The 14638-nt window shown below is 37.7% G+C and carries 13 protein-coding genes; 11 read left to right on the top strand and 2 right to left on the bottom strand.

Annotation, left to right across the window (positions count from 1 at the left end):
- Positions 1-434: 434 nt before the first annotated feature.
- The 8 genes from miaB to hfq all read left to right on the top strand — a co-directional run bounded on the left by miaB (position 435) and on the right by hfq (position 10658).
- On the top strand, positions 435-2045 hold the full coding sequence (miaB, locus tag N0O92_RS22065; protein WP_315617028.1) for a tRNA (N6-isopentenyl adenosine(37)-C2)-methylthiotransferase MiaB: 1611 nt from the start codon (positions 435-437) through the stop codon (positions 2043-2045).
- Entirely contained in the window at positions 2045-2473 is a 429-nt protein-coding gene (locus N0O92_RS22060; protein ID WP_315617026.1) for a YlbF/YmcA family competence regulator, read from the top strand. The genes miaB and N0O92_RS22060 overlap by 1 nt, the downstream gene beginning before the upstream one ends.
- A 402-nt stretch (positions 2474-2875) precedes the next feature.
- The gene (locus tag N0O92_RS22055; RefSeq protein WP_315617024.1) at positions 2876-3439 is read left to right on the top strand and encodes an outer spore coat protein CotE; all 564 of its coding nucleotides are present in this window, start codon (positions 2876-2878) and stop codon (positions 3437-3439) included.
- 141 nt (positions 3440-3580) lie between these two features.
- Entirely contained in the window at positions 3581-6184 is a 2604-nt protein-coding gene (gene mutS, locus N0O92_RS22050; protein WP_315617022.1) for a DNA mismatch repair protein MutS, read from the top strand.
- A 12-nt stretch (positions 6185-6196) separates the two neighbouring features.
- Positions 6197-8089 (top strand): DNA mismatch repair endonuclease MutL, encoded by a 1893-nt coding sequence (gene mutL, locus N0O92_RS22045; RefSeq protein WP_315617020.1) that lies wholly within the window; start codon positions 6197-6199, stop codon positions 8087-8089.
- 539 nt (positions 8090-8628) lie between these two features.
- Positions 8629-9408 (top strand): class I SAM-dependent methyltransferase, encoded by a 780-nt coding sequence (locus N0O92_RS22040; protein ID WP_315617018.1) that lies wholly within the window; start codon positions 8629-8631, stop codon positions 9406-9408.
- Between the two features lie 44 nt (positions 9409-9452).
- Entirely contained in the window at positions 9453-10394 is a 942-nt protein-coding gene (gene miaA, locus N0O92_RS22035) for a tRNA (adenosine(37)-N6)-dimethylallyltransferase MiaA (protein ID WP_315617016.1), read from the top strand.
- Between the two features lie 30 nt (positions 10395-10424).
- Entirely contained in the window at positions 10425-10658 is a 234-nt protein-coding gene (gene hfq, locus N0O92_RS22030) for an RNA chaperone Hfq (RefSeq protein WP_034632138.1), read from the top strand.
- A gap of 126 nt (positions 10659-10784) precedes the next feature.
- On the opposite strand, the gene N0O92_RS22025 is transcribed toward hfq, so the two are convergent.
- Positions 10785-11777 (bottom strand): tyrosine-type recombinase/integrase, encoded by a 993-nt coding sequence (locus N0O92_RS22025; RefSeq protein WP_315617014.1) that lies wholly within the window; start codon positions 11775-11777, stop codon positions 10785-10787.
- 99 nt (positions 11778-11876) lie between these two features.
- Entirely contained in the window at positions 11877-12035 is a 159-nt protein-coding gene (locus N0O92_RS22020; protein ID WP_315617012.1) for a hypothetical protein, read from the bottom strand.
- Positions 12036-12200: 165 nt separating this feature from the next.
- Between N0O92_RS22020 and N0O92_RS22015 the strand changes: the two genes are divergently transcribed.
- From N0O92_RS22015 to spoVK, 3 genes are all read left to right on the top strand, one after another.
- Positions 12201-12659 (top strand): hypothetical protein, encoded by a 459-nt coding sequence (locus N0O92_RS22015; protein WP_315617010.1) that lies wholly within the window; start codon positions 12201-12203, stop codon positions 12657-12659.
- Between the two features lie 52 nt (positions 12660-12711).
- Positions 12712-13425 (top strand): MgtC/SapB family protein, encoded by a 714-nt coding sequence (locus N0O92_RS22010; protein WP_315617007.1) that lies wholly within the window; start codon positions 12712-12714, stop codon positions 13423-13425.
- A gap of 254 nt (positions 13426-13679) precedes the next feature.
- A complete protein-coding gene (gene spoVK, locus N0O92_RS22005) occupies positions 13680-14633 on the top strand; it encodes a stage V sporulation protein K (protein ID WP_315617005.1) in 954 nt (317 codons plus the stop codon).
- Positions 14634-14638: the final 5 nt, after the last annotated feature.

Raw genomic sequence — 14638 nt, 5'->3', positions numbered from 1 at the left:
CCCTTTTTTGTTTTCCGCGAAGTGATAGGCGAAGCCGCTGCGATCTATTAAGCCAATTAGGAGTGATCTTCTCCTAAATGGCGTGCAGCGAGTGAAGCCATCACCATGTTCGCCAAAAAAGGGTGATTTTCCCTTTTTTGTTTTCCGCGAAGTGATGGGCCAAGCCGCTGCGATCTATTAAGCCAATTCGCACAAAAGTTGAAACTATATGATATTGTTACGGGAAAAACGACGTTTCTTCATTGTGAAAAAACGTCGTTTTTCCCGTACTTCCAATTAAGTACGGACTTGTTAAAAGATAGACAAACAAGATTCATTGAGTTTCTTGAAACTTCCACGTATAATGTATGAAGGAATCTATGCAAAATTTCGCTCACATCAAGTGGGCTTTCTATTTGTTTGCTTGGAAAAGCTAGATGGAAGGAGTTTTACTAATGAATGAAGATCAACGTTTAGGACGTTTAGGGAATACAGATAAGCCTATAGATAAAGAAAAGCCCAAAAAAGATTATAGTAAATATTTTGATTTCTCAAACGTAAAAGTCATTTCCGAGGAAGAAAACAAAAAGACGATTCGAATTGAAGGAAGAGAAATTTCCATTTATGATCAACCCGATTATAAACAAGGCAAACGTCGTGGGAAAGAAGATGTGCAAGTTTTACGCCCAGATAGTTTAATTCCTGAAGAGATGAAAGGGATTGGTAATGGGAAGAAATTTTTAATTCGTACGTACGGTTGTCAAATGAATACACACGACTCTGAAAATATGGCAGGCTTACTTCTGGAAATGGGATTTGAATCAACAGATGAAACGACAGAAGCTGATGTTATTCTACTAAACACATGTGCTATTCGTGAAAATGCAGAGAATAAAGTATTTGGTGAAATAGGACACCTAAAAACGTTAAAGGTTGAGCGTCCTGAATTAATTGTTGGGGTATGTGGCTGTATGTCGCAGGAAGAAACGGTTGTTAACCGTATTATGCAAAAACATCAGCATATTGATTTGATTTTTGGTACTCACAACATTCATCGTCTACCTGAGCTTCTTAGAAATGCAATCTACGGAAAAGAAATGGTTGTAGAAGTTTGGTCTAAAGAAGGAGACATAGTTGAAAACATGCCACGTGCCCGTCAAGGCAAAACACAAGCATGGGTTAACATTATGTATGGCTGTGATAAATTCTGTACGTATTGCATTGTTCCATATACGCGAGGAAAGGAACGAAGCCGTCTTCCGGAAGATATCATTGCAGAAGTGCGTGATTTAGCGAGACAAGGGTATAAAGAGGTTACCTTGCTTGGACAAAATGTAAATGCTTATGGAAAAGACCTAGAAGGCAGGGACTACGGTCTTGGGCATTTAATGGATGAAATTCATAAGATCGATATTCCACGTGTTCGTTTTACAACTAGTCATCCACGAGATTTTGATGATCATTTAATTTCTGTTCTTTCAAAAGGTGGAAACTTGGTTGAACACATTCACTTGCCAGTTCAGCATGGAAACTCTGAAATTTTAAAATTGATGGCAAGAAAGTATACAAGAGAGCAGTATGTAGATCTTGCTCACAAAATTAAAATGGCGATTCCAAATGCATCCTTTACAACCGATTTAATTGTAGGATTTCCAAATGAGACTGAAGAACAATTTGAGGAGACCCTTTCTCTTGTGCGTGAAATTGAGTTTGATAGCGCGTTTACTTATATCTATTCACCGCGTGAAGGAACACCAGCAGCAAAAATGAAAGACAATGTTGCAATGGAAGTAAAGCGTGAGCGACTAGGACGACTGAATGCGCTAGTCAATGAAATTTCAGCAAAGAAAAATCTTGATTACCAAGATCAAATTGTGGAAGTGCTTGTTGAAGGGGAAAGTAAGAAAAATCCGGAAGTATTGGCAGGACGAACGAGAACGAATCGTCTAGTTAATTTTAAAGCACCTAAATCAGTTATTGGTGAAATTGTTTTTGTCAAAGTGACAGAAGCTAAAACATGGTCTCTTAATGGTGAAATGGTTAAAATGGCGGAGGTAAATAACTAATGACAACAACTTATACAAGAGAAGATATTCGTACAAAAGCAAAAGAATTAGCTAAAATGATGGCAGAGACGGAAGAAGTAGATTTCTTTAAACGTGCTGAAAAACAAATCAATGAGCATTTAAAAGTACAAGAACTAATTGCTCAAATTAAAAAGCTTCAAAAAGAAGCTGTAAACCTTCAACATTATGGGAAATCTGAAGCTTTAAAAGAAGTGGAAGCAAAAATTGATGCATTGCACGAAGAAATAGATTCGATCCCACTTGTTCAAGAGTTTAAATCAAGCCAAATTGAAGTAAATGAATTATTACAAATGGTCTCAAATACCATCTCTAAAACGGTAACAGATGAGATTATTACTTCAATGGGCGGAGATCTTTTAAAAGGGACCACAACAAAAAATCCATACTTTGATGGTGGATGTAGTTAAGTTTAATAGATATAAAAAAACAGATTTGTTTTCTTACAAAGAAAATAGATCTGTTTTCTTTTAGTTCTATATATTAGTTCATTTTTTTATGAGCTCACATATACTTGATATATGAATGTGCTTTTAAATAGAAAAACGATGAACCTATTTACCTCTGTTTTTCACTTGCAAAAAGATATTTATTAAAACTTTTCTCGATTGATGTACTAAACTTTGTAAACTCAACATATCGTGTTACAGATAACGCTTTGCTATCATCTTTCATTTTATTTTTTTCGCACATTGGTTATTCGCCCTGCATAGGATGACAGTGAAGCATTTGGCGGAGCGAATTAGGCACGACGAGCCGACACGAGCGACCGACAACTCGATATGATATGAGAAAGAGGAGGGTTTTGTTTCATGTCTCAAAAATTTAACTATCGTGAAATTATTACAAAAGCGGTATGTGGAAAAGGTCGTAAGTTTTCAGAAGCAACTCATACGATTAGCCCTTCACACAGACCGTCAAGCATTCTAGGCTGTTGGATTATTAACCATAAGTACTCAGCAGAAAAGAAGGGCGACTCTGTAGTGGTGCAAGGGAGCTATGATATCAACGTTTGGTTCTCGTATAACAAAAATACGAAGACAGATGTTGCAACGCAAACTGTTACTTATTCTGATGTGATTCCACTATCTATGCAAGACGAAAACGTGTTATCTGATGAAATGGATGTTATTGCGCGTGCGGTTCAGCAACCGAACACGTTAGAGGCAACGATATCTGAAAATGGTGCGAATGTAGATGTGCAGGTGGAGCGAGAATTTTTAGTTGAGTGCATCGGTGAAACAAAGGTAGCTGTAGCGGTGAATCCGGATGGGCATTTAGAGGATTTTCCAGCAGCAGCTGTTACAGATGATGTATCTGACGAAGAGTATGAGCGTCTTGATCCAAATTTTCTACACAGTGAATTTGATAAATAAGGCGATGGAGCAGGCTATGAAGCTTGCTCCATTTTTTTATAAAGTATTCATATACATAGATAGTAAAAGACTCCCTAATGCGAGATTTATAGTCACTATGATATAATAAACCGTATTAATTATGTACGGTGGAGGACTATCATGACACAAATTACCCCTATGATGAAACAATATTTAGAAATAAAGGCGCAGCATCAAGATGCCTTTTTATTTTTTCGTCTTGGCGATTTTTATGAATTATTTTTTGAGGATGCGAAGCTTGCTGCGCAAGAATTAGAAATTACATTAACAGGTCGAGGACAAGGTGAGGACCGCATTCCCATGTGTGGAGTTCCTCATCATTCTGCTGATCAATATATGTCCCGTCTCATTGAAAAAGGTTATAAAGTTGCTTTATGTGAACAAGTGGAAGACCCAAAAGAGGCAAAAGGTGTGGTCAAGCGTGAAGTCGTAAAAATGCTAACACCTGGTACAATGATGAACGGAAATGTCATTAAAGAGAAGGAAAACAATTATTTAGTTGCATTAACGTCTTTTAAGGATCAATCATTTGGGTTAGCGAGAACAGACTTAACAACTGGAGAATGTGCTGCAACGTTAATTAGTAAGGACCTTGAAGATGTCATTCATGATATTGCGAGTTCAAACGCAAAGGAGTTAGTCGTTGCATCTAACCTTGATGAAACAATTTTAAAGAAAATACAAGAGAAGTGTTCGGTAACGATCTCTTTTGAAGACCAAGTCGAATTAGACCCACGTTATGAGGATCTTTGTGTGGATCTTCAATCTGAGAAATTACGTGAGAGCTTTGCTAGACTATTACAGTATTTAATTCGAACCCAAAAACGTTCTCTTAATCATCTGCAAAAAGTAACGTATTATCATTCAGATTTGTTTATGAAAATGGATACTCATACGAAGAGAAATCTCGAACTAACAGAATCACTAAGAGAGAAGAAGAAAGCGGGGTCTTTACTCTCAATTGTAGATAAGACGGTTACAGCTATGGGTGGAAGACTTGTGAAAAACTGGTTAGAGCGACCTCTAATTGATCAATCAGCAATAGATGGACGGTTGGAGATTGTTTCTGCCTTTCTCGAGTCTTATTTTGAGAGAGAAGAATTGCGTGATGAATTGCGACATGTGTATGACCTAGAAAGATTAGCGGGTAGAATTGCTTACGGTAGCGTAAATGCCCGAGAATTGGTTCAGTTAAAACGTTCTTTAGAGAAGGTACCAGTTTTAAAACAATTGGTCGGAAAAATGGTACCAACTTCTAAAAATCATTGGTTTACGGAAGAGGAACGTGTATTTGAATTAATTGACTTGCTTGATCGTAGTCTAGTAGAAGAGCCACCTATTTCTGTTACAGAAGGTGGGATGATTCGTTCTGGTTTTCATGAAGAACTCGACACTTACCGTGATGCAAGTAAAAATGGAAAACAGTGGATTGCAGAGCTTGAACAAAAAGAACGTCAAGAAACGGGAATTCGTTCGCTGAAGATTGGGTTTAACAAGGTATTTGGTTATTATATTGAAGTCACAAAAGCGAATATGCATTTACTGCCGGAAGGACGTTATGAAAGAAAACAAACGTTAACCAATGCAGAGCGCTACATTACGCCGGAGCTAAAAGAAAAAGAAGCATTAATTTTGGAAGCAGAAGAGAAAATGGAACAGCTTGAGTATGATTTATTTGTCCTTGTAAGAGATGAGGCTAAACAATATTTAGAATACATTCAAACATTAGCCCATTCTATTAGCGAGATAGATGTACTGGCGGGATTCGCGACAGTTAGTGAACAACGACATTATATAAGACCTGTCTTCTCAAAAAAGAGAGAGATTTCTATAATAGATGGCCGCCACCCAGTCGTTGAAACGGTTATTGAAAAAGGTCAATATGTAGCAAATGATGTTCATATGAAAAAAGGAAGGGAAATGCTTCTTATAACTGGACCGAATATGGCAGGGAAAAGTACGTATATGCGCCAGTTGGCCTTGTTAGCTGTAATGGCGCAAATTGGTTGTTATGTGCCTGCCACGTCTTGTGAAATACCGATTTTCGACCAAGTATTTACAAGGATTGGTGCAGCCGATGATTTGGCAAGTGGGCAGAGTACATTTATGGTTGAGATGCTAGAAACACGTTATGCTCTCACAAAAGCAACACAAAACAGTTTAATACTGCTAGATGAGATTGGACGAGGTACATCTACGTATGATGGAATGGCTCTCGCTCAAGCGATTATTGAATATATTCACGATACGGTCCGGGCAAAAACGCTTTTCTCTACCCATTATCATGAGTTAACTCAACTTGATCAAGAACTAGAGGATTTGCAAAATGTTCATGTGTCAGCAGTAGAAGAGAATGGAACGGTAGTGTTCCTGCATAAGGTTATTGATGGACAAGCTGATCGAAGCTATGGAATTTATGTTGCCGAATTAGCAGAGCTACCGAGTCAAGTGACGGAACGGGCAGAGGCATTGCTAAAGCAGTATGAAGGCAGTGCTGTCTCAACGAAAGCTCCATCAACCAATCAACCGGAGCCGAAAGTGACCTTAATCGATCAGCAGTTGACCTTGTTTGAAGAGGACACGACAAAAGAAAACAAGGTTAAAGCAAATCTTTCTGGACAAGAAGATAAGGTAATAAAAAAACTTGTGAAAAAAGATGTTCTTCATATGACGCCGATTGAGGCGATCCAGTTCGTAAATGAATTGCAACGACTATTAAAGTAAAGGAGGGGTTCGATGACGAAAATCATAAAGCTTGATGATGCGTTATCAAACAAAATTGCTGCAGGTGAAGTTGTCGAGCGCCCTGCATCGATAGTAAAAGAGTTAGTTGAAAATGCACTTGATGCAAATAGTTCTCAAATAATTGTTCAAATTGAGGAAGGAGGCCTGTCTTCCATTCGAATTATTGATAATGGAGATGGGATTGCTTCTGAAGAGGTGGAGACAGCTTTTTATCGGCATGCAACAAGTAAAATTCGGACGGATCGTGACCTGTTTCAAATTGGAACGTTAGGGTTTCGTGGAGAGGCATTGCCGAGTATAGCATCAGTAGCTTTTGTTAGTATGACCACGAACACGGGGAGTGGACCAGGTACGGGAATCGTGATAGAAGGTGGAGTCATAAAGGAGAAGAAAGCTGCAAAAGCTAGAAAAGGTACAGAAATTCAAGTTACCAATCTTTTCTATAATACTCCTGCGAGACTGAAATACTTAAAAACCGTCCACACAGAAGCAGGGAATGTCAGCGACATTGTAAATCGCTTGGCATTAGCTCATCCTCACGTATCATTCGAATATTCGCATGATGGAAAAGAAGTTTTAAAAACATCAGGTAATGGTGATATACGTCAAGTCATTGCCTCCATCTATGGAAGAAATGTGGCAAAAAAAGTTAAACATGTGGAAGGGCGTTCACTTGATTATGAGATAAGCGGATTTGTAGGGATGCCTGAATTAACTAGAGCCTCTAGACAATATATGTCTATCTTTGTTAACGGTAGATATATTCGCAATTACGCACTTGCAAGATCCATTCAGGATGGTTATCATACATTGCTACCAATTGGTCGCTATCCACTGGTCGTCCTCTCCATAAAAATGGATCCAAAACTAATTGATGTGAATGTTCATCCTTCTAAATTAGAAGTTCGTTTAAGCAAAGAGGAAGAATTAGGTCAATTAATTACACAATCAATCAAACGATTATTCGAAACGGAAACATTAATTCCATCAGCTGATACAAAACAACGTACAAATTTTGAAAGCTATAAAAGTGAACAAGTTTCATTTGATTTTGATACACCGATAGAAGCAAGAACAAGTCCCACGATTCAAGTAAAAGAAGAACAGTATGAAGCTCTAGCTTCTCCGGAAAAAGGATATGACCGTTTAATTCAGACGGACAGTACTTATGAGAACCCTTTGCCTCAACAAAATAAAGAGAGAGAGCAACAAGAAAGTTCTCAGGAGAATGTAGTAGCAACTAATATAAAAGAAGTAGAGCCTCGTAAGGTTGAGACAAAGGAAGAAGAGAGCATTCTTGAACGCGTTCCCGTTCTTTATCCTGTTGGACAAATGCATGGGACGTATATAATTGCGCAAAATGAGACAGGAATGTATTTAATAGATCAGCACGCTGCCCAAGAGCGAGTCAAGTACGAGTTTTTTAGAGACAAAGTGGCTGAGGTTAGTCCGCATGTTCAAGAACTGCTCGTACCTATTACACTTGAATGTACAGCACAGGAGTTTTCAATCATCAATGAACACTTAGATGATCTTCACACCGTGGGAGTTTTTCCAGAACAATTTGGAACACAAGCATTTATTATTCGATCGCATCCCACTTGGTTGCCGAAGGGACAAGAAGAAGAAACCATCCGTGAAATTATTGACTATTTATTAGAAAATCGAAGTGTAAATTTAAAGAAGCTGCGAGAAGAGGCCGCTATTTTAATGTCTTGTAAAGCCGCAATTAAAGCAAATCGTCATCTGCGCCAAGATGAGATGTTTGCCCTTCTTGAATCACTGAGAAAAAGCAGCGATCCATTCACCTGTCCACACGGACGACCCATTCTTGTTCACTTCTCAACATATGCATTAGAAAAAATGTTTAAACGAGTGATGTAGAGTTTTTACCAAAAGGTCGATCTTTCCTTTTGGTAAAAACTCGAAGCGATGAGCGGAGCCGTCGTAATGTTTTAAGCCTTTTAGGAGTGGGTTTTTCCTAAAAGGCGCACGACGAGAGAAGCCATCGCCCATGTTCGCACAGAGAAAGGGATGGAAAGGCTCATTTCACTTTTGGTTTGAACTCAAAGCTGTAAGCGGAGCCGTCGTAATGTTTTAAGCCTTTTAGGAGCGGGTTTCTCCTAAAAGGCGCACGACGAGAGAAGCCATCGCCCTATGTTAGCACAGAGTAAGGGGTGGAAAGGCTCATTTCACTTTTGGTTTGAACTCAAAGCTGTAAGCGGAGCCGTCGTAATGTTATAAGCCTTTTAGGAGCGGGTTTCTCCTAAAAGGCGCACGACGAGAGAAGCCATCGCCCCATGTTCGCACAGAGAAAGGGATGTTCGTACGTAATTAAGGAGGTTGCTTCACGATTGTACGGCAAGAAATTGCCAAGCAGGGTTTAAAACATACAAGGAAAGATAATAGTAGGGGATATAAAAATGATAGTAACAACTACAAGAAAAGGTGCGGATGTTTTAGAGGGACGTGCACAATTGATAACCTTAGAGTTAGAAGGGCAATTTGTTCCACGAAAGGATGTCTCTATTGAAGAGATGATTTCTTTTTACAAAGATGATGTTCTAGTAATAGGAAAAGGAAAAACCTCTCTTTATTCTAAACAAGGAGGAGATCCTTTTTTTTATCACCCGAATTCAGCAATGTTTCGGGTAAAGCAATATCAAAAAACGAATTACGATCCGCTTGTAGCAGCTGCTGACTTAAGTACAGGAATGTCTTTTCTTGATTGTACATTAGGTTTAGCATCGGATAGTCTAGTGGCGCAGTTAGCTGTTGGAGAGACTGGACATGTAACTGGACTTGAGGCCAATCAAATTCTTGCCTGGATTGTTCGCACTGGTCTACAATCATGGCAAGATGGGAGTTCACTTATGATTAATTCGATGAGGCGAATTGAAGTCATTCATGCTCACCATAGCGACTATCTGCCTAAGTTGGCCGAGAACTCTTATGATGTTGTTTATTTTGATCCTATGTTTGAACAACATATATCAAGTTCAACAGGGATCAGAGCATTAAAACAGTTTGCCTGTCACGATGATTTATCCGACCATGTTATAGAAGAAGCGTTACGTATAGCAAGGTCACGAGTCGTTTTGAAAGATCACTATGCAAGTGAGCGCTTTGAACGATTTGGTTTTCAGGTGATAAAAAGGCAGCATGCGGCGTTCCATTATGGAAATATTGAAATAAAAAAATAATCATTTTAACGTAGGTTTGAAATGAATGAATTAGGGAGAAGATGATGAAAGAACAACTGATTGTCATTGTCGGTCCAACTGCTGTTGGAAAAACAGCACTTAGTATTAAGCTTGCAAAAAAGTATCATGGTGAAGTAATTAGTGGAGATTCCATGCAAGTGTATAAAGGTATGGATATTGGTACCGCCAAGGTTACGGACGAGGAACAGGACGGTGTTCCTCATTATTTAATCGATATCAAGCACCCGCAAGAATCATTTTCTGTTGCCGAATTTCAAGATACATGCATTCCTTTAATTTCTCAGATTAATAGAAAAAAACATATCCCCCTATTAGTTGGAGGGACTGGTCTATATGTGAATGCCATTACAAAACAATATCAGTTTGAAAGCATGCCCACAGACGAACAATATAGACAAGAACTTGAACAGCTAGTAAGCGAAATAGGCAATGAATCATTACATAATAAACTGAGAGAAGTCGATCCGAAAGCAGCTGAACGAATTCATCCGAATAATGTTAGGCGCGTGATTCGAGCACTTGAAGTCACGCATGTTACACAAATTCCTTTTTCTGAGCAACAAGGGGAAGAACAGACTGAATCGCCTTATTCGCTAGCGTTTATTGGCCTAACAATGGACAGAGAAAGGCTCTACGAACGAATTAACCAGCGTGTTGACTTGATGATGGAACAAGGCCTACTAGAAGAAGTGAGAGCATTATATGATGCTGGAATCAGAGGTTGTCAATCAGTTCAAGCGATAGGATACAAAGAGTTGTATGATTATTTCGAAGGTAATTCTTCATTGGATGAAACGATTGACTTATTGAAACAAAATTCAAGGCGCTATGCTAAAAGACAGCTAACGTGGTTCCGAAATAAGACAGATGCGACATGGTTTGACATGACGGATGGATTGACGGATCAAACTTTTCAGGAAATTTCTTCTTTTATTGAAGGAAAACTGCCATTTATATCGAAATAAAGAGAGAGTCAATTAGAGGAGGACACCCCGATGAAGCAACCGATTAATATTCAAGATCAATTTTTAAACCAATTACGCAAAGATAATATTTCCGTTACAGTCTTTTTGACAAATGGATTTCAAATCCGAGGATTAATCAAGGGCTTTGACAATTTTACGGTCATTTTAGAAACGGAAGGAAAGCAACAGCTTGTTTATAAGCATGCTATTTCCACCTTTGCGCCACAACGTAATGTGCAATTGAAGTCTGAAGAACAAGAATAGAAAAAAGCGCCGACTTGGCGCTTTTTTTATTTTGATCTCTTCTCCAGTTTGGTAGATTACTTCTCTCTAGGAAGAACCTCGACTTTGATTAGAGAGACAGCAATTTACATGTTGAGCAAGGCGGGGTTATAAAATCCCCGCTAGTAAACGTTGTTTTTGTTTTTCAGTTATGGAGTCGATTGTATTTTTGTAACGGTTCATTGATAACGGGGTTGTGTAGCCAATTCTTTGAACTAGTTCATCGGAGCTTTCTCCATGTAAAAGAGTAGTCAAAATAAACGTATTTCTAAGTGTTTGAGCACTTATCCCCTTTCGTAATTTTGCACGTTTTACTTCCATCCGAACCATTTTTTGAATCGCAATCGGTGACATACGTTTTGGCTCGTCGTCATCGTACGACCAATGAAATGTTTTTCGCTTGAAGTCAAATGATACGAAAAATGGATCTTGACTATAAAAGCGAGGGCGAACCGGTTCTGGTATTGCTTTAAAGTACGTATAGGCCAATTGTTTGTCATTTTCCTTTAACAAGATAATTCGGTTGTCTTCTTGAATATGAATTTCATTTCGCTCGAATCTAAGGTCATTCATGGATAGTTGTTGGACTTCATGTAACGTTAAACCATAATGTAAAAACAATCGTACAATAAATTCATTCCGCTCTTTATAAAATGAGAACATTTCTAATTGTTGTTCAGATAGTCCGTTTTTTGATGAAAGAGTCGAAAGCAATTGTCTCTGTTCATTTTGATCCACCCATTCAGATTCTTGTAGCGGCCCTGAATGTAGTTCAGGAGGGATGATTTCTTGTATAGGACTTAATTCACTTTGACCCAGAGATTTTCGGTATTGATAAACTTGTTTCAAAACACTGTGAATTCGTCTGATCGTCCTTACATTATACTTTCTTTCTTCTGATAAAACGTGAAAAAAAAGATCAAGTTCATCTTTTGTAATGGACTTCCAGTTAATGTATTCGGTTGTTGAACGTGCTTTGTGAAGCCAATACGCAAAATCATTTAAATCATACATATAGCGTTGAATGGTTGAATCTTTTCTCCCTTTTTTCGCTAACTCATCGATGTATTGATCAATAAATGAAGGAAATAAATACTCCATAAATCCCCCTCCTTTCATAATGATACTATTTGATGTCAATTGATAAATTCCTGCATAGATTTTAGGGGCCTCCTAGTTTATTACCTACATTTCACAATTCTACTTCTCGTCAAAAATGTGATCATGAAACAAGTAACGATAAGGGTCCTTTTTACGGCAAGGGTCAATTTCTTTAGTGTTTGTTAAAATAAGGCTCGTTAAAATAAGAATAATCATGCATAAACTAAAAAGACATAAGATTCCAATAAATATATCCATCATTCTCCCTCCTCTTGTTTTGATGGTAATTGATGGAACGCATTTCAGTGCAAGAAAAAAAGTGCTTTTTTACAAAGGAAAGCTTAAATAAGAAAGTATTTTGATTTTGCAAATAAAACGACAACATTCTAGGAACGATAAAGAAAAAAAGGTAGGAAAAGTTGTATGAGATATCCAAAAGTTTTTATTGTTGCAATGATGTTTTTGCCATGGCTCACGATGCCATTCATCGGAAAGCAAGACATTAGGAGGTTCTATCCAGGTGCTATAGCAATGTCCATCTATCTTTTAATAGAAGCATATGTAGCTGAAAACCGGAAATGGTGGATATTCCGTGAAAAACTGCACCCTAAAGTCTGGGGAATTGTTCCGTTAATTTTCGGACCATTCTTCGTTGGTTCTATTTGGATTTTTAAATTTACGTATGGTCGATTTTTTAGATATCTTTTTGTAAACTTGTTGATTGATGCTTTCTTTACTTACATTCAGGTACCGTGGTTCACACAAATAAAATACTTGTCGTTAAAGAAATTAAAGAAGTTTGAGCTCTCTATTCTCTTTTTAGTAAAATCAATTCTTATGTATGGTTTTCAATATTTTTATGAAAAATCGGTGAACAAATAATTTATTGGGTAAACTAAATAAGTTGATCTTTTATTTAGAAAGGAGCAGAGGTATGTTTTTTGATCTGGTCATTGTCGGGAAATTAACGTTAGCATTGTTACTAGGAATGTTAATTGGAATTGACCGTCAATTAAAACATAAACCTCTTGGATTAAAAACATGCATGGTGATTAGTGTGGCAAGTTGTCTTGTAACAATTGTCTCCCTAGAAGCTTTTTATATGTTTGCCACACCGACCTTTAATGCAATGGATCCGATGCGATTAACCGCACAAATCGTGTCTGGAGTTGGTTTTTTAGGAGCTGGTGTTATTCTTAGAAGAAGCAATGATGTCATTTCAGGATTAACTAGTGCAGCCATGATTTGGTCTGCATCCGGATTAGGAATTGCGGTTGGTGTAGGACTTTATTTTGCATCTTTAGTGGCGGTTGTCCTATTAATTGTGGCTGTAAATCTACTTCCAGCAATCATAAAAAAAGTTGGACCAAGAGCATTAAGGGAGCGAGATGTATTTGCAAAGATTGTCATGGAACCTAACTATAAAATGACCGATCTACTTCTTGCAATCGAGAAAAATAGTGAAGATTTCCCTACAGCCCCCAAAAGTTCTATCCAAATAAGAAATGTGAAAATAAGAGATCTAGAAGGTGGAAAACATCAAATAAAATTAACAATATCAGCTCCGGAAACATTATATACGACTGAAATTTACTATAGAATAAAAAACATTAAGCATGTATTAACAGTTGAACTGGATCATGTTTAATGATTGTAAGAATTAAGATCGTTGCTACTGCAGCGATCTTTTTTATTTATCTACACCCTCCTCCTACATTTTTGCTCTTACGAAAAATTGTAATCCTTCCATTTCTTTCTGCGTATGATGATAAATATAGGCAAAAGCTTTTTTGATTAATTGGAAAAGCGTTTTAGATGTTTGTCACATGTTCGCCTATTTTTGCGTATAGTATAGTGGGTACAAAAGTTGGGCTTAAACGGAACAGCAAAGGGGTGTACATCATGAGTAACCCGGTTAACTCCAAAAATAGAGGGCGTATTAATGTTGTATTAAATCATAAACCAATTGAGAAAATGGGCAAAAATGAATCCCTTTTTCAATCAGATTATGCTAAAGAGGAACATGATATTTTAACAAGGTTTGAAGAAAAACTGGAGGAATATGTTGGCTTAGAGGAAGTGAAACGACTTGTAAATGAGATCTATGCATGGATCTATATTAACGAAAAACGAGAAGAACTAGGGTTAAAAGCGAGTAAACAAGTGTTGCACATGATTTTTAAAGGCAATCCTGGAACGGGTAAAACGACAGTAGCACGAATTATTGCTGACTTTCTGCATCAAATGGGTGTTTTAGCAAAGGGACATTTTATGGAAGTGGAGAGAGCGGATTTAGTGGGAGAATATATTGGGCATACAGCTCAAAAAACAAGAGAAGTTTTGAAAAAGGCAAGCGGTGGGGTTTTATTTGTTGATGAAGCTTACTCATTAGCAAGAGGTGGAGAAAAGGATTTTGGGAAAGAAGCAATTGATACGTTAGTGAAAGCCATGGAAGATCATCAACACGATTTTGTATTAATATTGGCAGGTTATTCAAAAGAAATGGAGTATTTTCTTTCTCTTAACCCCGGTCTACCTTCGCGCTTTCCGATTGCTATTGATTTTCCTAATTATACAACTGAACAGTTAATGGAGATGGTTAGGAGAATGTTAAATGAGCGCGAATATGAACTAACAAAAGAAGGGGAAGTTCACATTCGTGATCACATAAGAAAGATTAGACACGAACAAGAACGAACATTTAGCAATGGACGTTATATACGAAACATTATTGAAGAGGCTATTCGAATGCAAGCGGTCCGGTTACTTAGGGAAAATGTCTATGATCGTGAATCTTTGCTAACGATGAAACGGGAGGATTTCAAATTTCATTCCTCACACGTGAAATTAAATTAATGCTC

It is taken from the genome of Alkalihalobacillus sp. MEB130, from assembly GCF_032335535.1.
Taxonomy (GTDB): Bacteria; Bacillota; Bacilli; order Bacillales; family Bacillaceae_D; genus Halalkalibacter.
The sequence above is the reverse complement of the archived record's forward strand: the minus strand, read 5'-3'. Positions and strand labels throughout refer to the sequence as shown.